Source organism: Kosakonia sp. MUSA4 (genome assembly GCF_013085925.1).
Classification (GTDB): Bacteria; Pseudomonadota; Gammaproteobacteria; order Enterobacterales; family Enterobacteriaceae; genus Kosakonia; species Kosakonia sacchari_B.
The window spans coordinates 1,721,531-1,745,156 of record NZ_CP025697.1; the positions used below are offsets into that span (position 1 = coordinate 1,721,531).

17 protein-coding genes are annotated in these 23,626 nt (G+C 54.8%); 12 read left to right on the forward strand and 5 right to left on the reverse strand.

The window, feature by feature from the left end:
* Window positions 1–36: 36 nt before the first annotated feature.
* From C0557_RS08110 to C0557_RS08125, 4 genes are all read left to right on the forward strand, one after another.
* Complete coding sequence (locus C0557_RS08110) at window positions 37–1,266, forward strand: winged helix-turn-helix domain-containing protein (protein WP_208658097.1); 1,230 nt, start codon at window positions 37–39, stop codon at window positions 1,264–1,266.
* A gap of 53 nt (window positions 1,267–1,319) precedes the next feature.
* Complete coding sequence (gene ycaR, locus C0557_RS08115; RefSeq protein WP_007374147.1) at window positions 1,320–1,502, forward strand: protein YcaR; 183 nt, start codon at window positions 1,320–1,322, stop codon at window positions 1,500–1,502.
* Window positions 1,499–2,245 carry a 3-deoxy-manno-octulosonate cytidylyltransferase gene (gene kdsB, locus C0557_RS08120; protein ID WP_208658098.1) on the forward strand — a complete coding sequence of 249 codons (747 nt, stop codon included), beginning with the start codon at window positions 1,499–1,501 and terminating at the stop codon, window positions 2,243–2,245. The genes ycaR and kdsB overlap by 4 nt, the downstream gene beginning before the upstream one ends.
* A gap of 135 nt (window positions 2,246–2,380) precedes the next feature.
* On the forward strand, window positions 2,381–3,274 hold the full coding sequence (locus C0557_RS08125) for a YcbJ family phosphotransferase (protein WP_208658099.1): 894 nt from the start codon (window positions 2,381–2,383) through the stop codon (window positions 3,272–3,274).
* Here C0557_RS08125 and elyC read toward each other — a convergent pair.
* Window positions 3,251–4,030 (reverse strand): envelope biogenesis factor ElyC, encoded by a 780-nt coding sequence (gene elyC / locus C0557_RS08130; protein WP_208658100.1) that lies wholly within the window; start codon window positions 4,028–4,030, stop codon window positions 3,251–3,253. The genes C0557_RS08125 and elyC overlap by 24 nt on opposite strands.
* 118 nt (window positions 4,031–4,148) lie before the next feature.
* Between elyC and cmoM the strand changes: the two genes are divergently transcribed.
* From cmoM to C0557_RS08165, 7 genes are all read left to right on the forward strand, one after another.
* Window positions 4,149–4,943, forward strand: a complete 795-nt coding sequence (cmoM, locus tag C0557_RS08135; RefSeq protein WP_208658101.1) for a tRNA uridine 5-oxyacetic acid(34) methyltransferase CmoM — start codon at window positions 4,149–4,151, stop codon at window positions 4,941–4,943.
* Window positions 4,936–6,258 carry a chromosome partition protein MukF gene (gene mukF / locus C0557_RS08140; RefSeq protein ID WP_074775630.1) on the forward strand — a complete coding sequence of 441 codons (1,323 nt, stop codon included), beginning with the start codon at window positions 4,936–4,938 and terminating at the stop codon, window positions 6,256–6,258. The genes cmoM and mukF overlap by 8 nt, the downstream gene beginning before the upstream one ends.
* Window positions 6,239–6,943 carry a chromosome partition protein MukE gene (gene mukE / locus C0557_RS08145; RefSeq protein ID WP_043954037.1) on the forward strand — a complete coding sequence of 235 codons (705 nt, stop codon included), beginning with the start codon at window positions 6,239–6,241 and terminating at the stop codon, window positions 6,941–6,943. The genes mukF and mukE overlap by 20 nt, the downstream gene beginning before the upstream one ends.
* On the forward strand, window positions 6,943–11,391 hold the full coding sequence (mukB, locus tag C0557_RS08150; protein ID WP_208658102.1) for a chromosome partition protein MukB: 4,449 nt from the start codon (window positions 6,943–6,945) through the stop codon (window positions 11,389–11,391). Before mukE ends, mukB begins: the two co-directional genes overlap by 1 nt.
* A gap of 184 nt (window positions 11,392–11,575) precedes the next feature.
* Window positions 11,576–13,378, forward strand: coding sequence for a L,D-transpeptidase (gene ldtD, locus C0557_RS08155; RefSeq protein ID WP_208658103.1), 1,803 nt, complete (start codon window positions 11,576–11,578; stop codon window positions 13,376–13,378).
* A 188-nt stretch (window positions 13,379–13,566) separates the two neighbouring features.
* Window positions 13,567–14,115, forward strand: a complete 549-nt coding sequence (locus tag C0557_RS08160) for a YcbK family protein (protein ID WP_208658104.1) — start codon at window positions 13,567–13,569, stop codon at window positions 14,113–14,115.
* A 16-nt stretch (window positions 14,116–14,131) separates the two neighbouring features.
* Window positions 14,132–14,779 carry an MBL fold metallo-hydrolase gene (locus C0557_RS08165; protein ID WP_208658105.1) on the forward strand — a complete coding sequence of 216 codons (648 nt, stop codon included), beginning with the start codon at window positions 14,132–14,134 and terminating at the stop codon, window positions 14,777–14,779.
* Between the two features lie 45 nt (window positions 14,780–14,824).
* Here C0557_RS08165 and C0557_RS08170 read toward each other — a convergent pair whose 3' ends face one another.
* From C0557_RS08170 to pncB, 4 genes are all read right to left on the reverse strand, one after another.
* Complete coding sequence (locus C0557_RS08170) at window positions 14,825–16,015, reverse strand: amino acid aminotransferase (protein WP_064567477.1); 1,191 nt, start codon at window positions 16,013–16,015, stop codon at window positions 14,825–14,827.
* 187 nt (window positions 16,016–16,202) lie between these two features.
* Entirely contained in the window at window positions 16,203–17,312 is a 1,110-nt protein-coding gene (locus tag C0557_RS08175; RefSeq protein WP_305798050.1) for a porin, read from the reverse strand.
* Between the two features lie 601 nt (window positions 17,313–17,913).
* Window positions 17,914–19,314 carry an asparagine--tRNA ligase gene (gene asnS / locus C0557_RS08180; RefSeq protein WP_074775642.1) on the reverse strand — a complete coding sequence of 467 codons (1,401 nt, stop codon included), beginning with the start codon at window positions 19,312–19,314 and terminating at the stop codon, window positions 17,914–17,916.
* A 160-nt stretch (window positions 19,315–19,474) separates the two neighbouring features.
* A complete protein-coding gene (pncB, locus tag C0557_RS08185) occupies window positions 19,475–20,677 on the reverse strand; it encodes a nicotinate phosphoribosyltransferase (protein ID WP_208658106.1) in 1,203 nt (400 codons plus the stop codon).
* 264 nt (window positions 20,678–20,941) lie between these two features.
* Between pncB and pepN the strand changes: the two genes are divergently transcribed.
* Entirely contained in the window at window positions 20,942–23,554 is a 2,613-nt protein-coding gene (pepN, locus tag C0557_RS08190; protein ID WP_074775645.1) for an aminopeptidase N, read from the forward strand.
* Window positions 23,555–23,626 lie beyond the last annotated feature (72 nt).

Here is a 23,626-nt window from a genome sequence, read left to right on the forward strand (position 1 = left end):
CATCGGCTGCGCCCTGTTAACTGAACAGGAATCTCCATGTCTGTGCCGCAACTCTCGTTAACATCTGCCCGTCATTTACATCTCGCCGCGCAAGGTTTACTGCGCAAACCTGCCAGACGCGTCACACCTTCCGATATTCTCTCTACGATCCAGCGTATGTCGCTGCTGCAAATCGACACTATCAACATTGTTGCCCGTAGCCCTTATCTGGTGCTGTTCAGCCGCCTCGGACCGTATCCACAGCACTGGCTTGACGACGCGCTACGCCGCGGTGAACTGATGGAATACTGGGCACATGAAGCCTGTTTCTTGCCGCGCGATGATTTTGCCCTTGTGCGCCACCGCATGCTGGCGCCTGACACAATGGGCTGGAAGTATCGTAAAGAGTGGATGCAGGAGCATGTCGAAGAGATTGAGCAGCTTGTTGCCCATATCGAGCAAAATGGGCCGGTGCGCTCAGCCGATTTTGAACACCCGCGTAAGGGTGCCAGCGGTTGGTGGGAGTGGAAACCTCACAAGCGTCATCTGGAAGGATTGTTTACGGCCGGGAAAGTGATGGTTGTCGAACGCCGTAATTTCCAGCGTGTCTATGATCTTACGCAGCGGGTAATGCCGCACTGGGATGATGAGCGGGACCCGCTGTCGCAGGAGGTTGCGGAGTACCGAATGCTGGAAAACAGCGCCCGCAGTCTCGGGGTGTTTCGCGCTCAGTGGCTGGCAGATTACTACCGTTTGCGTCAGCCGGCATTGCCGTTGCTGCTGGAGCAGTTGCAGGAAGCCGGGCAAATTTATCCGGTCAATGTTGAAACCCTTGGCCCGGCCTGGCTGCACGCCTCGCTATTGCCGCTGCTGGCAACGGCGCAGGAGGATAAACTCACTGCTACGCACAGCGCGGTGCTGTCACCGTTTGATCCGGTGGTCTGGGATCGCAAACGGGCAGAGCAGTTTTTCGATTTCAGCTATCGCCTGGAGTGCTATACCCCGGCGCCTAAGCGGCAGTTTGGCTATTTCGTGTTGCCGCTGCTCCATCGTGGGCGGCTGGTGGGGCGCATGGATGCCAAAATGCACCGCAAAGAGGGCGTACTGGAAGTGATTGCGCTCTATCTTGAAGATGGGGTTAAGCCTGGCCGCTCGCTGGAAAAGGGGCTACAAAATGCCATTACGGAATTTGCCCGCTGGCAGGGGGCCCGAAGGATCACGTTTGCGCGTCTGCCGGATGGGCTGTTTTCTGCCTGCCGCAGCGGGCTGGAAATAGACGCGGTGTAAGAAATGAATGTGATAAGCTTAATTCATTAATTGTCGGTGTATCAGGAGGAAAGATGGATCACCGTTTGCTTGAAATTATTGCCTGTCCGGTGTGTAACGGCAAACTTTACTACAGCCAGGATAAGCAAGAGCTGATCTGTAAAATCGACAGTCTGGCCTACCCGGTGCGGGAAGGCATTCCGGTCTTGCTGGAAACCGAAGCGCGTTCGTTAACTGCGGAAGAGAGCCGGCCATGAGTTTCGTTGTGATTATTCCTGCGCGTTACGCCTCCACGCGTTTGCCGGGAAAACCTTTGGTGGATATCAACGGCAAACCGATGGTGGTGCACGTGCTGGAACGCGCGCGTGAATCCGGCGCCGATCGCATCATTGTGGCAACGGACAACGAAGAGGTGATGCGCGCGGTGCAGGCGGCTGGCGGTGAAGTCTGCATGACCCGCGCCGATCACCAGTCCGGAACCGAGCGCCTGGCCGAAGTGGTTGAAAAATGCGGCTTCAGCGACGATACGGTGATAGTGAATGTCCAGGGCGATGAGCCGATGATCCCGCCAGCGATTATTCGTCAGGTGGCTGAGAATCTCAGCATTCGCAATGTTGGTATGGCAACGCTCGCCGTGCCTATTCACAGCGCAGAAGAGGCGTTCAATCCCAACGCCGTTAAAGTGGTGATGGATGCCGAAGGTTATGCACTGTACTTTTCCCGCGCCACGATCCCGTGGGATCGTGACCGTTTTGCACTTTCCCGTGAAACGATAGGTGACACCTTCCTGCGCCATATCGGTATTTACGGCTATCGCGCCGGGTTTATCCGCCGCTATGTCAGTTGGCAAACCAGCCCGCTGGAGCAAATCGAAATGCTGGAGCAGCTTCGTGTGCTCTGGTATGGCGAGAAGATCCATGTTGCCGTGGCAAGCGTTGTGCCGGGTACGGGCGTGGATACGCAAGACGATCTTGAACGCGTTCGCCTGGAGCTGCGTTAAGCCTTTCATCCCCTCTGTCCGGAGGGGATTTTCCGTTTCCCGCCAAATTCCTGCGCTGTTTTGATCTTACCAGGGTGACATCCGTCCTGCGGGCGCTCATTATAAAAGCAGTCGTTTTTGTGAGGGCATTCTGCTATGGAACAACTGCGCGCTGAACTGAGCCATCTGCTGGGAGAAAAACTGAGCCGCATGGAGTGTGTCAGCGAAAAGCCTGATTCTGTACTCTGGTCGCTGTATGACAGCCAGGGAAATCCGATGCCGCTGCTGGCCCGGAGTTTCTCTACGCCGGGCATTGCTCGCCAACTGGCCTGGAAGATCTCAATGCTGGCAAGGAGCGGTGCAGTGCGGATGCCGGTGGTATACGGGGTGATGACACATGAAGAACATCCCGGCCCCGATGTGTTGCTGATTGAGCGTCTGCGCGGCGTGCCTGTTGAAGCCCCGACGCGCACGCCGGAGCGCTGGGAACAGTTAAAAGATCAGATCGTTGAAGCGCTGCTTGCCTGGCACCGCCAGGACAGCCACGGTTGTGTCGGCATGGTCGACAGCACCCAGGAAAATATCTGGCCATCATGGTATCGCCAGCGCGTGGAGGTGCTGTGGACGACCCTCAATCAATATCAGAATACCGGGCTAACCATGCAGGATAAACGGTTGTTGTTCCGTACCCGCGAATGCCTGCCCGCGCTGTTTGATGGTTTCAATGATAACTGCGTGCTGGTGCACGGCAGCTTTAATTTGCGCAGTATGTTGAAGGATGCCCGCAGCGATCAGCTCCTGGCGATGGTGGGCCCAGGCATTATGCTGTGGGCGCCCCGTGAATATGAGCTGTTTCGTCTCGTTGATGGGCCGCAGGCGGAAGGGCTGCTCTGGCACTATTTACAGCGCGCGCCAGTGGCGGAATCTTTCCTCTGGCGGCGCTGGCTCTATCTGCTTTGGGACGAAGTGGCGCAACTGGTGAACACCGGCAGATTTAACCGCGCCAATTTTGATCTCGCCTCGAAATCACTGCTCCCCTGGCTGGTCTGAACGGCCTTTCAGCCACTGCCAGATACGCCCCAGCGTTTCATAGCCTACCCGGTCGCTGTGCATCAGCCAGACCGGGGAAGGAATAACGCGTTCCCAGGGATTCAGCGGCGACGCAATCGCCATCTGGTTTGCCGGCGCGGGGAGCGGATGCAGCCCTGCATGCTGAAAGAAAATCATCGCTCGCGGTAAATGGGATGCGGAGGTCACCAGCAGAAATGGCGCATCGCCGATGGCCAGCTTCACCGCTGCCGCTTCTTCTTCCGTATCTTTTGGATCATTCAGCGTGATAATTTCGCTGCGCGGGACGCCAAGGCTTTCCGCCACGCGCGCGCCAGCTTCTGCCGTGCTGACCGGATTGGTTTTCGCTGCCGCGCCGGTAAAGATCAGTTTCGCGCCCGGATTGGCCTGCCAGAGGCGAATCCCTTCATTCAGGCGGGGCAGACTGTTATTAATCAGGTTTGAGCTGGGCGCCCAGGCATCATTCCAGGTGTAACCACCGCCGAGGACGACGATATACTTCACCGGCTGTGTGCCGCGCCAGGTGGGATATTTCGCTTCGATAGGTTTTAGCAGACCATCCGCGACCGGTTGCAGGCTTAACAGCAGCAAAACCAGCCAGCCGAAAGTAATACATGTCTTACCCGTTTTCTGCCAGCGGCTGAACCAGACAAGCATAACCCCCAGCCCGATCACCAAAAGCAAAAAAGGCAGGGGAAGCAACAGGCCGCCCAGGAATTTTTTTAGGGTGAAAAGCACCGGAACCGTCTCCTTTTTGAGCATACAGCAAGTGATTTCAGCCGATCTTACACCAGATGGGTTCATTCTCGTCACGGCTGTGACAAAATAGCTGTTTTGCCAAAAGCGTGGAGCGTGCATGCAGGATCGTAACTTCGACGATATCGCGGAGAAATTCTCGCGCAACATCTACGGCACCACCAAAGGGCAGTTGCGCCAGGCGATCCTGTGGCAGGATCTTGACGCTCTGCTGGCAACGTGTGGCAATGTTCCGTTGCGGGTTCTGGATGCTGGCGGAGGGGAAGGGCAAACGGCGATTCGGATGGCGCAGTTGGGCCACCACGTTACCCTGTGCGATGTGTCAAAAGAGATGATCGCGCGCGCGCAAACCGCAGCAGAGGCGAAAGGTGTGAGCGGTAACATGCATTTTGTACAATGCGCCGTTCAGGATGTGGCTGAGCATTTGGAATCGCCCGTTGATCTGATATTGTTCCATGCTGTGCTTGAATGGGTGGCAGAACCAGTATTTGCGTTAGGAATATTATGGTCGGTACTGCGCCCGGGCGGCGCGTTGTCATTGATGTTTTATAATGCCGACGGTCTGCTAATGCACAATATGGTGGCAGGGAATTTCGACTACGTGAAAGCAGGTATGCCAAAACGTAAAAAACGCACCCTTTCCCCGGACTATCCGCGTAATCCTGCGGATGTTTACGGCTGGCTCGAACAGATTGGCTGGCGCATTACCGGTAAAACCGGCGTACGGGTTTTTCACGATTACCTGCGTGAAAAACATCAACAGCACGACTGTTTTGACGCATTGCTCGAGCTTGAAACACGCTTTTGTCGTCAGGAGCCGTATATCAGCCTTGGCCGCTATATTCACGTGACAGCGCTTAAGCCGCAAATCGATGGAAGGACAAACGATGAGTGAATTTTCCCAGACAGTCCCCGAACTGGTTGCCTGGGCCAGGAAAAATGATTTCTCCATCTCGCTGCCGGTCGACAGGCTCTCCTTTTTGCTGGCTGTTGCCACGCTCAACGGTGAGCGTCTTGATGGCGAGATGAGCGAAGGTGAATTGGTCGACGCGTTTCGTCACGTCAGTGAGGCGTTTGAGCAAACCAGCGAAACCATCGTTCAGCGCGCCAATAACGCTATCAATGACATGGTGCGTCAGCGTTTGTTAAACCGCTTTACCAGCGAACTGGTGGAAGGCAATGCGATCTACCGTCTGACGCCGCTCGGCATCGGCATCACTGATTACTACATCCGCCAGCGTGAATTTTCCACGCTGCGCCTCTCTATGCAGTTGTCGATTGTGGCCGGCGAGCTAAAACGCGCTGCTGACGCGGCGGAAGAAGACGGCGACGAATTTCACTGGCATCGTAACGTCTTTGCGCCGCTGAAATATTCGGTGGCGGAGATTTTCGACAGCATCGATTTGACCCAGCGCCTGATGGATGAACAGCAGCAGCAGGTGAAAGATGATATCGCCCAGTTGCTGAATAAAGACTGGCGGGCGGCCATCTCCAGCTGTGAACTTTTGCTGTCAGAAACCTCCGGTACACTGCGTGAGTTGCAGGATACGCTGGATGCCGCCGGAGACAAACTTCAGGCGAATCTGCTGAGCATTCAGGATGCCACCGTCGGCCGCGACGATCTGGAGTTCCTCGATCAACTGGTGTTCAACCTGCAAAGCAAGCTGGATCGCATCGTGAGCTGGGGCCAGCAGTCGATCGATTTGTGGATCGGTTACGACCGTCACGTGCACAAATTTATCCGTACCGCTATCGATATGGATAAAAACCGCGTCTTCGCTCAGCGTCTGCGCCAGTCGGTGCAGTCTTATTTTGATGCGCCGTGGGCATTGACCTACGCCAACGCCGACAGGCTGCTGGATATGCGCGATGAAGAGATGGCGCTGCGCGATGAAGAGGTGACCGGTGAACTGCCGCCGGATCTGGAATTCGAAGAGTTTAACGAAATCCGCGAGCAGCTGGCGGCAATGATTGAGCAGCAACTGGCGATTTATAAAACCAAAGGTGTGCCGCTGGATCTTGGGCTGGTCGCCCGCGAATATCTGACGCAGTATCCGCGTGTCCGGCATTTCGACATCGCGCGTATTGTGGTCGATCAGGCGGTACGTCTTGGCGTAGCGCAAGCAGATTTCACCGGACTGCCGCCGAAATGGCAGCCGATTAATGATTACGGAGCCAAGGTACAGGCGCATGTCATCGACAAATATTGAACAAGTGATGCCGGTTAAACTGGCGCAGGCGCTGGCTAACCCACTGTTTCCGGCGCTCGATAGCGCATTGCGCTCAGGACGGCATATCGGCCTTGACGAGCTGGATAATCACGCCTTTTTGATGGATTTTCAGGAATATCTGGAAGAGTTTTACGCACGTTACAACGTGGAGCTGATCCGTGCGCCGGAAGGTTTCTTCTATCTGCGCCCGCGCTCCACCACGCTAATTCCGCGTTCGGTGCTTTCTGAGCTGGATATGATGGTGGGCAAAATTCTTTGCTACTTGTACCTGAGCCCGGAGCGTCTGGCGAATGAAGGGATCTTCACGCAGCAGGAGTTGTACGACGAACTGCTGTCGCTGGCCGATGAACCGAAACTGTTGAAACTGGTCAACAACCGCTCAACCGGCTCCGATCTTGACCGGCAGAAGTTGCAGGAAAAAGTACGCTCCTCGCTCAACCGTCTGCGTCGCCTTGGCATGATCTGGTTTATGGGCAATGACAGCAGCAAATTCCGCATCACGGAATCGGTGTTCCGCTTTGGCGCAGATGTCCGCTCCGGCGACGATCCGCGCGAAGCGCAACTGCGTATGATCCGTGACGGTGAAGCCATGCCAGTCGAAAACCACCTGCAGCTCAATGATGAGCCTGAAGAAAATCAGCCGGATAGCTCGGAGGAAGAGTAATGATCGATCGCGGTAAATTTCGTTCGCTAACGCTGATTAACTGGAACGGCTTTTTTGCCCGCACCTTTGACCTGGATGAGCTGGTTACCACGCTTTCCGGGGGGAACGGCGCCGGGAAATCCACCACCATGGCGGCGTTTGTCACGGCGCTGATCCCCGATCTGACGCTGCTGCACTTCCGTAATACCACCGAAGCGGGCGCGACCTCTGGCTCCCGTGATAAAGGGCTGCACGGTAAGCTGAAAGCCGGTGTCTGTTATTCGGTGCTGGATGTGATCAACTCCCGCCATCAGCGTGTGCTGGTGGGGGTGCGTCTGCAACAGGTCGCGGGGCGCGATCGTAAAGTAGATATTAAACCTTTCGCCATTCAGGGCTTGCCGACCTCCATATTGCCGACGCAGTTGCTGACCGAAACGCTGAACGAGCGCCAGGCGCGCGTGCTGTCGTTGCAGGAAGTGAAAGATAAACTGGATGCGATGGAAGGGGTGCAGTTTAAACAGTTCAACTCCATCACCGATTACCACGCGCTGATGTTCGATCTGGGCATCGTCGCGCGTCGTCTGCGTTCCGCATCGGATCGCAGCAAATTCTATCGCCTGATCGAAGCCTCGCTGTACGGCGGGATCTCCAGCGCCATCACCCGCTCGCTGCGCGACTATCTGTTACCGGAAAACAGCGGCGTGCGTAAAGCGTTCCAGGATATGGAAGCGGCGCTGCGCGAAAACCGGATGACGCTGGAAGCGATTCGTGTGACCCAGTCGGATCGCGATCTGTTCAAACATTTGATCAGCGAAGCCACCAACTATGTGGCGGCGGATTATATGCGCCACGCCAATGAGCGCCGCGTGCATCTGGATAAAGCGCTGGAGTTCCGCCGGGATCTGTTTACCTCGCGCCAGCAGCTGGCGGGCGAGCAGTATAAGCATGTCGATATGGCGCGCGAGCTGGCGGAACATGCCGGTGCGGAAGGCGATCTGGAAGCCGATTACCAGGCGGCCAGCGATCATCTGAACCTGGTGCAAACGGCGCTGCGCCAGCAGGAAAAAATCGAACGCTATGAAGCGGATCTCGAAGAGTTACAGATTCGCCTCGAAGAGCAGCATGAAGTGGTGGCTGAAGCCGCCGAGCGCCAGGAAGAGAACGAAGCCCGCGCTGAAGCCGCCGAGCTGGAAGTGGATGAGCTGAAAAACCAGCTTGCCGATTACCAGCAGGCGCTGGATGTGCAGCAAACCCGCGCTATCCAGTACAACCAGGCGTTGCAGGCGCTGGAGCGGGCAAAAGAGCTGTGTCGCCTGCCGGATCTGACGTCGGAAACCGCTGACGAATGGCTGGAAACTTTCCAGGCCAAAGAGCAGGAAGCGACCGAAAAACTGCTGTCGCTGGATCAGAAATTAAGCGTTGCGCAGACCGCGCACAGCCAGTTCGAGCAGGCTTACCAACTGGTGGCCGCCATCAACGGTCCGCTGGCGCGTAATGAAGCCTGGGAAGTGGCGCGCGAGTTGCTCCGCGATGGTGTAAACCAGCGCCATCTGGCTGAACAGGTGCAGCCGCTGCGCATGCGTCTGAACGAGCTGGAACAGCGTCTGCGTGAGCAGCAGGAAGCCGAGCGCCTGTTCGCCGAGTTCTGCAAGCGTCAGGGCAAACAGTATGACGTCGAAGAGCTGGAAAATCTGCATCAGGAACTGGAAGCGCAAATCGCTGCGCTTTCCGATAACGTTGCCGCCGCCGGTGAACAGCGTCTTACGCTGCGCCAGGAGCTGGAACAGCTGCAATCGCGCATTCAGACGCTGACCAAACGCGCGCCGGTATGGCTGGCGGCGCAGAACAGCCTGACTCAACTGAGCGAGCAGTGTGGCGAAGCGTTCGAATCTGGCCAGCAAGTGACGGAATACCTGCAACAATTGCTGGAGCGTGAGCGCGAAGCGATCGTTGAGCGTGATGAAGTCGGCGCGCGTAAACGTGCCGTCGATGATGAAATTGAACGTTTAAGCCAGCCTGGCGGTGCGGAAGATAGTCGTCTGAACGCGCTGGCGGAACGTTTTGGCGGTGTGCTGCTGTCGGAAATTTATGACGATGTCAGCATTGACGATGCGCCCTATTATTCAGCGCTGTATGGCCCGTCGCGTCACGCCATCGTGGTTCCTGATCTGTCGCAGGTTGCGGAGATGCTGGAAGGGCTGGAAGATTGCCCGGAAGATCTCTATCTGATCGAAGGGGATCCGCAATCCTTCGATGACAGCGTGTTCGCCGTTGACGAGCTGGAAAAAGCGGTGGTGGTGAAAATCGCCGATCGCCAGTGGCGTTATTCGCGTTTCCCGACGCTGCCGCTGTTTGGCCGCGCGGCGCGTGAAAGCCGTATCGAAAGCCTGCACGCCGAGCGTGAAGCGCTGGCCGAGCGTTTTGCCACGCTCTCTTTCGATGTGCAAAAAACGCAGCGTCTGCATCAGGCATTCAGCCGCTTTATCGGCAGCCATCTGGCGGTTGCGTTTGAGGACGATCCGGAAGCGGAAATCCGCGCGCTCAACAGTCGCCGCGGCGAGCTGGAACGGGCTATCAGCAACCATGAAAACGACAACCAGCAAAACCGCGTGCAGTTTGAACAGGCGAAAGAGGGCGTTGCCCAGCTTAACCGCCTGCTGCCACGCGTGAATTTGCTGGCTGACGATACGCTGGCCGATCGCGTTGATGAAATACAGGAACGCCTGGACGAAGCGCAGGAAGCCGCGCGCTTCATTCAGCAGTTTGGTAACCAACTGGCAAAACTGGAACCGGTCGTTTCGGTATTGCAAAGCGATCCGGAACAGTTTGAGCAGTTAAAAGCCGATTATGCCGCATCCCAACAGGTGCAACGCGACGCTCGCCAGCAAGCGTTTGTGCTGGCGGAAGTGGTACAGCGCCGCGCGCACTTCAGCTACTCCGATTCCGCGGAGATGTTCAACGGTAACAACGATCTGAACGAGAAGCTGCGTCAGCGTCTGGAGCAGGCGGAAGCCGAACGTACCCGGGCGCGTGAAGCGATGCGCAGCCATGCCGCGCAGTTCGGCCAGTACAATCAGGTGCTGGCCTCGCTGAAAAGTTCGTTTGATACCAAAAAAGAGCTGCTTAACGATCTGCAAAAAGAGTTGCAGGAGATCGGCGTACGCGCCGACGGCGGTGCGGAAGAGCGGGCGCGTATTCGTCGTGATGAACTGCATGCGCAACTCTCCACGAACCGCGCGCGTCGCAATCAACTGGAAAAAGCGCTCACCTTCTGTGAAGCGGAGATGGATAACCTGACCCGCAAACTGCGCCGCCTGGAGCGTGATTATCACGAAATGCGCGAGCAGGTGGTAACGGCAAAAGCGGGCTGGTGCGCGGTAATGCGCATGGTGAAAGACAATGGCGTCGAGCGCCGTCTGCACCGTCGCGAGCTGGCCTATCTTTCGGCTGACGAACTGCGATCCATGTCGGATAAAGCGCTGGGTGCGCTGCGTCTGGCGGTAGCGGATAACGAACACCTGCGCGATGTGCTGCGGATGTCGGAAGATCCGAAGCGTCCGGAACGTAAGATCCAGTTCTTTGTGGCGGTGTATCAGCATCTGCGCGAACGTATCCGTCAGGATATTATTCGCACTGACGATCCGGTGGAAGCGATCGAACAGATGGAGATCGAGCTGAGCCGTCTGACGGAAGAGCTGACCTCGCGCGAGCAGAAGCTGGCTATCAGCTCCCGCAGCGTAGCGAACATCATCCGCAAAACCATTCAGCGCGAGCAGAACCGTATTCGCATGCTGAACCAGGGGCTGCAAAGCGTTTCGTTTGGTCAGGTCAACAGCGTGCGGCTGAACGTGAACGTGCGTGAAACCCATGCGACGCTGCTGGCGGTGCTTTCTGAACAGCATGAGCAGCATCAGGATCTGTTTAACAGTAACCGCCTGACCTTCTCGGAAGCGCTGGCGAAACTCTATCAGCGTCTGAATCCGCAAGTTGATATGGGCCAGCGGACGCCGCAAACCATCGGTGAAGAGCTGCTCGACTACCGCAACTATCTGGAGATGGAAGTGGAAGTTAACCGTGGTTCCGACGGCTGGCTGCGTGCGGAATCGGGCGCGCTGTCGACCGGTGAAGCGATCGGTACCGGGATGTCGATTTTGGTGATGGTGGTGCAGAGCTGGGAAGACGAAGCCCGTCGTCTGCGCGGCAAGGACATTTCGCCGTGTCGTCTGCTGTTCCTCGACGAAGCGGCGCGTCTTGATGCCCGCTCCATCGCTACGCTGTTTGAGCTGTGCGAACGTCTGGAGATGCAGCTGATTATCGCGGCACCGGAAAATATCAGTCCGGAGAAAGGCACCACCTACAAACTGGTGCGTAAAGTCTTCCAGAATCATGAGCATGTACACGTCGTGGGGCTGCGTGGTTTTGCCGCCCAACTGCCGGAAACGCTCCCTGGTACGGCGGATGCCTCTTAACGGTAGGGCAGATGACAAAGGCGACAGCGATGTCGCCTTTTTTATTACGGGAAGGGCCGCTGCGGCCTGCATTTCATCTTTAAATTTCTTTACATTAGGTAAGGCAAATGCTTTTTTGTCTTTATATACTGAGAAAAGGTGACGCACACGTCACGCGCAATGTGAGAGAAACAGGGGGCAAGGGATGTTGCTTAAGAAGTTAAATGGTCGTCGGATGTCAGCGCTGAGTTTGTGTCTGGCACTGGCATTTGCTCCACTGTTCAGCGTACAGGCCGATGAGCCTGAAATGGTGCCGGTTGATAGTTCCGCCACGCCGGGCGATCAGCCGACCGTGTTACAGCAGCCGCAGGCACAATCGCCTGCTACCGCCATGTTAATCGGCGTGAAGCCTTATCCTGCTGGTGTTTCTGTGGCAGATGTTCGCGCACAGTTGCAGTCGCAATTGCCTGCCAACTGGACGCCCGTCTATATGAATCAACTGGCGGCCCTGTATGCGGCGCGCGGCCAGAAACCCATGTGGGATAACCGCGATGCGGTGCAGGCGTTTCAACAGCAACTGGCGGAAGTGGCGATTGCCGGTTTCCAGCCGCAATTTACCACCTGGGTTGAGCTGTTAACCGATCCGGGTGTTTCCGGTATGGCGCGTGATGTCGTGCTCTCTGACGCCATGCTGGGCTATCTGCATTTTGTTGCCGGTATTCAGGCGAAAGGTCAGCGCTGGCTTTATAGCGACAAACCCTATGCGCTGGCAACGCCGGCGATTTCAGTGATCAATCAGTGGCAACTGGCGTTGGATAACGGTTCGCTGCCGTCATTCATTCAGAGCCTTGCGCCACACCATCCGCAATATGCTGCCATGCACCAGTCATTGCTGACGCTGGTGGGGGATTCTCGTCCGTGGCCGCAAATCGCCAGTAACGTCACGCTGCGACCAGGGCAGTGGAGCAACGATGTTCCTGCGTTGCGCGAGATCTTGCAACGTACCGGCATGCTGGAGGGCGGGCCGAACATCGTGCTGCCTGGCGATCAGGTCGCAGTCAGCACCTCAGTTGCGTCGCCCAGGAAAAAAGTACCGACGCGTGCGGCTTACGATCGGCAACTGGTTGAGGCCGTAAAACGCTTTCAGGCCTGGCAGGGGCTGCATGCCGATGGCGTGATTGGCCAGGGCACGCGTGACTGGCTGAATGTCAGCCCGTCGCAGCGTGCTGCATTGCTGGCTCTCAATATCCAACGGTTACGTTTGCTGCCAGCGACGCTTTCCACCGGCATTATGGTGAATATTCCGGAGTACTCGCTGGTTTATTATCTCAACGGCAGCCAGGTGCTGGCATCGCGGGTCATTGTCGGACGCCCCGATCGCAAAACGCCGATGATGAGCAGCGCACTGAACAATGTGGTGGTCAATCCGCCGTGGAACGTACCGCCGACGCTGGCGCGCCAGGATATTCTTCCGAAGGTTCTGAACGATCCGACATACCTTGAACGCCACGGTTATACCGTGCTGCGCGGCTGGAACAGCAAAGAGGCGATCGATCCGTCAATGGTTGATTGGGCGACGATTACGCCATCGAATTTACCGTTCCGTTTCCAGCAGGCGCCGGGCGTACAGAACTCCCTTGGTCGTTACAAATTCAATATGCCGAGCTCTGATGCCATCTATTTGCATGACACGCCGAACCATAACCTGTTCCAGAAAGAGACGCGGGCGTTGAGTTCTGGCTGCGTGCGGGTGAATAAGGCGTCTGAACTGGCAAATATGCTGTTGCAGGATGCCGGATGGAACGATACGCGTATCTCCGATGCCTTAAAGCAGGGTTATACCCGTTATGTGAATATTCGACACAATATCCCCGTTAATCTCTACTATCTGACCGCGTTTGTGGGGGCTGATGGTCGCACGCAGTATCGTACAGATATTTACAATTACGATCTTACTGCGCGATCGGGCGCACAAATCTTGCCAAAAGCTGAACAATTAATCAGATAAATGAAGCAGTTTGGCAAATAGCATTGTCGTAATAACTGGCAATAAACGGGCTTTGTAAGCTACAAAGCCCGTGGTTGCTGGGGGGAGGCTGCCTTGACGCGGCGTTTGTAGCCCGGTAAGGTGCCTTTCGTGCGCTAAAGAAGTGCATAAATTACGTTTAACTTTGCTTATCTATAGAATTTATTATCATGGATAAATTTGACGCTAATCGCCGCAAACTGCTGGCGTTGGGTGGGGTTGCTCTTGGCGCAGCCATGTTACCAACGCAGGCGTTTGCTACCCTTTCCACGCCACGACCGCGTATTCTGACGCTGAATAATCTGAATACCGGAGAGTCTATTAAAGCTGAGTTCTTTGATGGCAGAGGCTATATTCAGGATGAATTAGCAAAACTGAATCATTTTTTCCGTGATTACCGCGCGAATAAAATTAAAACCATCGATCCTCAGCTGTTTGACCATCTCTTTCGCCTGCAGGGGCTGCTGGGAACACGCAAGCCCGTGCAACTCATTTCCGGCTATCGTTCTATTGATACCAATAATGAACTACGCGCGCACAGCCGTGGCGTGGCGAAACAGAGTTATCACACCAAGGGCCAGGCCATGGATTTCCATATTGAAGGGATTGCTCTGAGTAATATTCGCAAAGCAGCGTTATCTCTGCGCGCGGGTGGTGTAGGATACTACCCCAGCAGCAACTTTGTGCATATTGATACCGGGCCGGTACGGCACTGGTAAACCTCAGAGGAGCAGTATGAACTATCGTATTATTCCGGTTACCGCGTTCTCACAGAATTGTTCATTAATCTGGTGTGAACAGACTCAACTTGCCGCTGTGGTCGATCCTGGCGGTGATGCACAGCGTATTATCGCCGAAGTGGATGCTTCCGGCGTGACGTTGACGCAAGTTCTGCTCACGCATGGTCATCTTGATCATGTGGGTGCGGCAGCCGAAGTGGCGCAGCATTACGGTGTGCCGATTATTGGCCCGGAAAAAAATGATGAGTTCTGGTTGCAGGGGCTGCCCGCCCAAAGCCGGATGTTTGGTCTGGATGATTGCCTACCGCTGACACCCGACCGCTGGTTAAGTGAAGGCGATACGGTTACCGTCGGTAAGGTGACATTACAGGTATTGCATTGCCCGGGGCATACGCCGGGACATGTGGTGTTTTTTGATGCGCAGTCGCGTTTGCTGGTTTCTGGCGATGTGATTTTTAAAGGCGGCGTTGGGCGCAGCGATTTCCCGCAGGGGAATCATGCGCAGTTGATTGATTCAATCAAACGTAAATTGCTGCCGCTTGGCGATGACGTTACCTTTATTCCTGGCCACGGGCCAATGTCGACGCTGGGTAATGAACGGCTGCACAACCCGTTCCTGCAGGATGAATTACCGGTGTGGTAAATAAAAAAGGGTCGCTTCGGCGACCCTTTCTGTATGCGTTACATTTTACAGCACGGCGACAATCGCTTCGCACAGCGGCGACATATTATCCGGCGTCATGCCTGCGACGTTGATACGCCCGGAAGCGACAGCGTAAATTCCAAACTCTTCGCGCAAACGCAGTACCTGCTCTTTGGTCAGGCCGCTGAACGAAAACATACCGTTCTGACGGGTAATAAAGCTGAAATCGCGGTTTGCCCCTTTCTCCTGCAACGTATTCACAAACAGCAGGCGCATACGCTGAATGCGCTGGCGCATATCGGTCAGTTCTTGTTCCCAGATCGCGCGCAGCGCGTCATTGCTGAGAATGGTTGCCACGATAGAAGCGCCGTGTGCCGGTGGGTTTGAGTAGTTGGCGCGGATCACGGATTTCATCTGGCTGAAGGCGCGATCGGCGTTTTCTGCATCCGCCGCGACCAGCGTACAGGCACCGACACGCTCGCTGTAGAGACCGAAGTTTTTGGAGAATGAGCTGGCGACGAGAAACTCTTTATGCAGCGCAGCAAACGCGCGCAGGCCTTCAGCATCTTCTTCCAGGCCACGGGCAAACCCCTGATAGGCGAAATCGAACAGCGGCAACCAGCCTTTCTCAATGGAGAGCTTCGCCAGCGTTTCCCACTGCTCAAGCGTAGGATCGATACCCGTCGGGTTATGGCAGCAACCATGGAACAGCACCACATCGCCAGCCTGCGCATTGTTCAGGCTCGCCAGCATACCGTCGAAATCCAGTGCATGATTCTGCGCATCGTAATAGTTATATTCGCAGACTTCGAGTCCTGCGGAGTTAAAGACGCCTTTATGGTTCGGCCAGCTTGGATTGCTTACCCAGACGCGTTTAACGGCGGTGTTTTTAGCAAGGAAATCTGCCGCGACGCGCAGCCCGCCGGTGCCGCCCGGAGTCTGTGCGGTTCGTGCACGTTTGTCATTGATAATCGCGCTGCCTTTGCCGAACAGCAGTTCCTGGGTGCAACGGCCAAACTCAGGAATACCATCAATGCTGAGGTAGTTCTTGGTGGCTTCATTTTCCAGCAGGTACTGTTCTGCTTTCTTCACGCTGGTTAATACCGGGGTCTTGCCGGTTTCATCTTTATAAACACCGATCCCTAAGTTGATTTTATTGGGGCGTTCATCGGCGCGAAACAGATCGGCCAGACCCAGAATAGGGTCGGCAGGGGCAGCGGTTATATTCTCAAACATGACGAGGTTCCATTTTGATGACAGAAGGGAAATCCGCTATCAGGGTAACGGCTGACGCACAAATTGCCAACCGTTTGCGATAAAAAGCGCGATGCTTTTCAAAAGTCGTCGGCATTTTTGTTTCAGGCATAAAAAAACAGGGCCGGAGCCCTGTTTGATATGCATATAACAGTCGAGGGGTGACTGATTAGAACTGGTAGGTCACGCCAACAGCAGCCATGTCGTCGTTGCCGTTGATGCCGCCAACAGATTCAGCATAGGCAGAATCTTTGTCCAGCAGGTTGATGTAGTAGTCAACCCACACGTTGAAGTTTTTGTTGAAGTAGTAGGTTGCGCCAACCTGGATGAATTTAGCCAGGTCTGCATCGCCACCGGTAAAGGTACCGCTTGCGGCCAGATCTTTACCTTTGGTCTGCACGTAAGAGATTGCCGGACGCAGGCCGAAGTCGAACTGGTATTGAGCTACAACTTCGAAGTTCTGAGTTTTGTTAGCGAAACCAGCATCACCATCGGAACCAGTACGAGTGGTGTTACGGGTTTCAGCGTAGGTGCTCGCAAGGTAGATGTTGTTTGCGTCATATTTCACGCCAACACCCCAAGTTTCAGCTTTATCGCCCTTGCCATCAGCTTTCTGTGCAACAGTACGGTTTGCATTGCTGTAAGCAGCGATCAGACCAACACCGTTACCGAAATCATAGCCAGCGGAGTAACCAACGCCGTCACCATTGGATTCTTCAACGTCATCTGTACGTTCGTTTTTACCCTGGTACTGAACGCCGAAGCTCAAACCATCAACCAGACCGAAGAAGTTGCTATTACGGTAGGTCAACAGGCCAGTAGAACGGCTGGTTTGGAAGTTATCAACATAGTTGCCACCCCAAGTCATACCGGAGTAAGACGGTGCCATATCGGTGAAAGATTCAACATCGTATGCGATACCGTAGTTACGGCCATAATCGATAGAACCTGCATCCTTAACTTTCAGACCAGCAAAGGCAAGACGGTTGCGGGTAGCGGTGCCAGAAGTACCTTCAGCACCGTTTGCTTTTGCACGGTATTCCCATTGGCCATAACCAGTCAGGATATCATTAATCTGAGTTTCGCCTTTGAAACCAATCTGTGCATAAGTCTGATCGCTGTTATTCGTATCACCACTAGTAGTGAAATCGTGTTCAGCGTTAACTTTACCGTAGAAATCCAGTTTGTTGCCGTTTTTGTTATAGATCTCAGCAGCGTTAGCTGCACCCGCTACCAGCAGGGCAGGGATAACCACTGCCAGGATATTGCGCTTCATCATTATTTATTACCCTCATTGGTTTTTTTTGAACACCTGCCACTGCCGCCAATAATTTCCGTCAATAAAAATTTACGGAACTATTGATGAGAGTTTGGTGTCTTTCTGTGTCTGAGTGGCATCTTTCCAAACATATAATCGTTTCGCTAGCCTGAAAGTGCTACAAATGTCTTAAAGCAGTAACAAAAAGAAATATTGTGTAAAAAAGTATGAATTTGAGGGAACTTTGTGAACCATCTCAAAGTTCAGCACCAACCGCTGATAAAAACGGCGCTCCCATTCCTATTTATATGAATTACTTATATTTAATTGAGATAACAGCTTTTCCTGTTCCGGAACCGTTCTCATCTTGCTTTTTCTTATGACAGGGTTTAGCCATCCGGATGGCTGTGTGTTTTTTGTCCAAATGTGCTAATTAACAGCCAGACATATCCCGCAATAATTCGCGGGTTATTTTTTGTGCAGACTTATTTCAGGCGTAAAAATGTGCAAAGAAAGGTAAGGGTGACGGGAGTACCGACGATGATGTCGAAAAGTTGTTAACGAAAGTTGACAGGAAAAGGATAAGAAAAAGGCCAGCGCTGAAGCTGGCCTTTTATGTTTATCAGAATGTCGCGCTGCGCGGCGTGCGCGGGAACGGAATCACGTCACGAACGTTCTGTACGCCAGTGACATAGGCGATCAAACGCTCGAAACCAAGACCGAAACCAGAGTGCGGAACCGTGCCGTAACGGCGCAGATCGCGATACCACCAGTAGTCTTCTTTATTCAGACCCATTTCGGCCATACGCGCATCCAGCACATCAAGACGCTCCTCACGCTGCGAACCACCGATGATTTCACCGATGCCCGGCGCCAGCACGTCCATCGCGGCCACGGTTTTACCGTCATCGTTCAGGCGCATGTAGAATGCCTTAATATCTTTCGGGTAGTTTTTCACCACCACCGGCGCTTTAAAGTGTTTCTCTGCCAGATAGCGTTCATGTTCGGAGGCCAGGTCAACGCCCCAGTAAACCGGGTTCTCGAATTTCTCGCCGCATTTTTCAAGAATAGCGACGGCATCGGTGTAATCCACCTGCGCGAAATCCGCTGCGATGAAACGCTCAAGACGGCCAATTGCGTCTTTATCGACGCGCTCTTCGAAGAACTTCAGATCGTCGAGACGCTCTTCCAGCACCGCTTTGAAGGCATATTTCAGCATGGCTTCTGCCAGACGGGCGTTATCGTCGAGATTGGCAAAAGCGATTTCCGGTTCCAGCATCCAGAATTCTGCCAGGTGGCGGCTGGTGTTGGAGTTTTCAGCGCGGAAGGTCGGGCCGAAGGTATACACTTTTGACAGCGCGCAGGCATATGTTTCGGCATTCAACTGGCCAGAAACGGTCAGGAAAGCTTCTTTGCCGAAAAAGTCCTTATCAAAATCGACTTTGCCTTCTGCGGTACGCGGCAGGTTTTCCATGTCCAGCGTGGAGACGCGGAACATTTCGCCGGCACCTTCGGTATCCGATGCGGTAATCAGCGGTGAGGAGACCCAGAAGAAGCCCTGCTCATCGAAGAAACGATGCAGCGCCTGCGCCAGCGTATGGCGAACGCGGGCCACCGCGCCAATCAGGTTGGTGCGCGGACGCAGGTGCGCAACTTCCCGCAGATATTCAATGCTGTGGCGCTTTGCCGCCATCGGATAGGTATCCGGATCGTCAACCCAGCCGGTCACTTCAACGGCGGTGGCCTGAATTTCCAGACTCTGGCCTTCACCCGGAGACGCAACCACTTTACCGGTGACGATTACTGAGCAGCCGGTGGTCAGACGCAAAACGTCCTGATTGTAATTGGGCAGAGAATTATTAATAACGGCCTGTACAGGATTAAAGCAGGAGCCGTCATAAACGGCGAGGAAGGAGATACCAGCTTTAGAATCTCGGCGGGTGCGTACCCATCCGCGCACGGTGACTTCACTGTCAACGGCAACGCGGCCATGGAATACGTCGGCTACAGGCACAACGCTCATAATATTCTCTCTATTGATAGTCGGAAAAAATAAACACTTTGTCCGCCCAAAAAGACGGGGTTTTCTATGTTACCTGGCGTGCGCCATCAGACAAGCAGAATTAGCAAGGAAGCATTAATAAATTATCGGAAAAAGAAGGGAGCCGTCGGCTCCCTTGTGATTAGCTGGCCTTTCTGACCTGCGGCAGGTCGAAGGCTTCGCGCAGCGCGCGGACGAAGGCTTTATCGTGGCAGATGGTTTTCCCGGGGCTGTCAGATAATTTCGCCACCGGTTTTCCGTTGCACTCCACCAGCTTGATAACAATATTCAGCGGCTTCACGCCCGGAATATCGCAGGTGAGGCGCGTCCCGATGCCAAAACCGAGTTTAACGCGGGAGGCAAAGTGACGATAAAGATCGAGTGCTTTTGTCAGATCGAGGTTATCGGAGAAAATCAGCGTCTTCGACAGCGGATCGATACCGAGTTTTTCATAATGAGCAATGGCTTTTTCGCCCCATTCGACCGGATCGCCTGAATCATGGCGCAGGCCCTGGTAACGCGTGGCGAATTCCGCACCGAAGTCGCGTAAAAACGCATCCATCGTAATGCAGTCGGTCAGCGCAATCCCCAACTGGTTGGGATACTCCTCCAGCCATGCAGCTAACGCCGCGCGCTGGCTGGTAGCCAGATCCGGGCTGATTTGCTGGTGCGCCTGGAACCATTCATGCGCCTGTGTACCCATCGGCGTCAGCGACAGGCGACGCGCCAGATCGTAATTACTGGTGCCAATAAACCACGGTTCCTGTTGCAGGCGTTCCACAATCGCTTGCTGCACATCGCGGGAGAAGCGACGGCGGGTGCCGAAATCCATCAACCGGAAACCGGACATATCCAGTTGTTCTGAGCGAACAGCAAAATCCGCCAGTTTTTCTTCCAGATTCAGCAGAGCCTGCTCCACGCCAGCCTGCGGCGAACGGCAGCGGTGAACCACTTCACTGATCACCGCCAGCAGCGGAACTTCCCACATAATGACTTCACGCCACGGCCCGGAAAGGCGGATATGCAGCTTGCCGTTGTCATTGGTGATCGTCACCTGTTGCGGGTCGTAACGGAACTTCCGCAGCCAGTTGAGGTAATCGGTTTTGAAGAAGGGGAGGCCGGAGAGCCACTGGTACTCGTCATCCTGCAAGCGCAGATGCTGCATCGCATCAACTTGTTCGCGGATAGCATCGGCGTAGATACCCAGCAGATCGTCGCCGCGGCAGCGGAATTCAGCCGTGACGTGCACGTCGTAATAATGATGGAACACCGCTTGCTGCATGTGCAGCTTATAGGCGTCGGTATCCAGCAGCGTTTGCAGACCAGGGAAAGCGAGTTGAGTCATGGTGCGCAGTAGCATCCTCTTACAGGAGCGTTTAGTACAATAAACAAAGCAGGTCGTTGCTGGAGTATACCTTGTTTACCAGGTTATTGAACCCTGATCACACCATATCGTGCTGAAAGGGTCGATGGCATTTTGTGCCTCTTGTTATAAAAATGTAGCAAGCAGAGCTTTTCCCTCTGAAAAGATGAACATTCTACATGGCGTGATTTGGGCAACCGGAATAGACTGGAGTCGTAACCAAACAGAAGATGCTAAAGGTTTTTTATGACACAACAGCCACAAGCCAAATACCGCCACGATTACCGTGCGCCGGATTACCTGATTAGCGATATTGACTTGACCTTTGATCTTGATGCCGCAAAAACCGTCGTTACCGCATTAAGTACCGTGTCACGCCATAGCGCCTCTGCGACGCCGCTGCGCCTTGATGGCGGCGAGCTGAAACTGATTTCAGTACATATCAATGATGAACCCTGGACCAACTATAAAGAAGAAGGCTCCCAGCTGGTTCTCGACGGCCTGCCAGAACGCTTTACTCTGCGCATTGTGAATGAGATCAGCCCTGCGGCGAACACCGCGCTGGAAGGGCTTTACCAGTCCGGCGAAGCGCTATGCACGCAGTGTGAAGCCGAAGGTTTCCGCCACATTACCTGGTATCTCGATCGCCCGGACGTGCTGGCCCGCTTTACCACCAAACTGATCGCCGATAAATCCCGCTATCCGTTCCTGCTGTCGAACGGCAACCGCGTGGCGCAGGGTGAGCTGGAGAATGGCCGTCACTGGGTACAGTGGCAGGATCCGTTCCCGAAACCATGCTATCTGTTTGCGCTGGTAGCCGGTGATTTCGACGTCCTGCGCGATACCTTTACTACCCGCTCCGGGCGTGAAGTCGCGCTGGAGCTGTATGTCGATCGCGGTAACCTCGATCGCGCGCCGTGGGCGATGACCTCGCTGAAAAACTCGATGAAGTGGGATGAGCAGCGTTTCGGTCTGGAATACGATCTCGACATCTATATGATCGTCGCTGTCGACTTCTTTAATATGGGGGCGATGGAGAACAAAGGGCTGAATATCTTCAACTCTAAATATGTTCTCGCCCGCACCGATACCGCTACGGATAAAGACTATCTCGATATTGAGCGCGTTATCGGCCACGAATATTTTCACAACTGGACCGGCAACCGCGTGACCTGCCGCGACTGGTTCCAGCTCAGCCTGAAAGAGGGGCTGACCGTCTTCCGCGATCAGGAGTTCAGCTCCGATCTGGGTTCCCGCGCGGTTAACCGCATTAACAACGTTCGCACCATGCGCGGCCTGCAATTCGCCGAAGACGCCAGCCCGATGGCGCACCCGATCCGTCCGGACAAAGTTATTGAAATGAATAACTTCTATACCCTGACGGTGTATGAAAAGGGTGCGGAAGTGATCCGCATGATGCACACGCTGCTTGGCGAAGCGAATTTCCAGAAAGGGATGCAGCTCTACTTTGAACGTCATGACGGCAGCGCAGCGACCTGCGACGACTTCGTGCAGGCGATGGAAGATGCGTCGAATGTCGATCTGTCGCACTTCCGCCGCTGGTACAGCCAGGCTGGTACGCCGATTGTAACGGTGTCTGACGATTACAACCCGAATACCGAGCAGTACACGCTGACCATCAGCCAGCGCACGCCGCCAACCGCCGAGCAGCACGAGAAACAGCCGCTGCACATTCCGTTCGATATCGAGCTGTACGATAACGAAGGCAAAGTGATTCCGCTGCAGAAAGATGGTCACCCGGTTCATCATGTGCTGAATGTCACCCAGGCCGAGCAGACCTTTATTTTCGACAATGTCTACTTCCAGCCGGTGCCATCGCTGCTGCGTGAGTTTTCTGCGCCGGTGAAACTGGAATATAAATGGAGCGATCAGCAGTTAACCTTCCTGATGCGCCATGCCAGCAACGATTTCTCTCGCTGGGACGCGGCGCAAAGCCTGCTGGCTACGCACATCAAACTGAATGTTGCGCGCCATCAGCAGGGCCAGGCGCTGTCGCTGCCGCTGCATGTTGCCGATGCGTTCCGCGCTATTTTGCTGGATGAGCAGATCGATCCGGCGCTGGCCGCTGAGATCCTCACGCTGCCATCGGCGAACGAAATTGCCGAACTGTTTGACATCATCGATCCGCTGGCGATTGCCACCGTTCGCGAAGCGTTAACCCGCACGCTGGCGACAGAGCTGGCCGATGAGTTCCTGGCGATTTATCACGCTCACAAACTCGACAGCTACCAGGTTGAACATGCCGATATCGGCAAGCGTTCCCTGCGTAACACCGCACTGCGCTACCTGGCGTTCGGCGATGCGCAACTGGCCGACAAACTGGTCAGCCAGCAGTACCACGATGCGGACAATATGACGGATGTGCTGGCAGCGCTCTCCGCTGCTGTTGCCGCGCAGCTTCCGTGCCGCGATGCGCTGATGCAGGAATATGATGACAAGTGGCATCAGGACGGTCTGGTAATGGATAAGTGGTTTATTCTGCAGGCGACAAGCCCGGCGGATAACGTGCTGGAAACGGTACGCAGCCTGCTGAAACACCGCTCTTTCACCCTGAGCAACCCGAACCGCATCCGCTCGCTGATCGGCGCCTTTGCCGGCAGCAACCCGGCGGCGTTCCATGCGCAGGATGGTAGCGGCTATCAGTTCCTGGTCGAAATGTTAACCGAACTGAACAGCCGCAACCCGCAGGTGGCGTCGCGTTTGATTGAGCCGCTGATCCGCCTGAAACGTTATGACAGCAAACGTCAGGCGCTCATGCGTGCGGCGCTGGAACAACTGAAAGCGCTGCCGAATCTCTCCGGCGATCTGTTTGAGAAAGTCAGCAAAGCGCTGGCGTAACGGGGTAAGCATAATGCCGGATGGCGGCTGCGCCTTATCCGGCCTACGTGAAGTTGTAGGCCCGATAAGCAT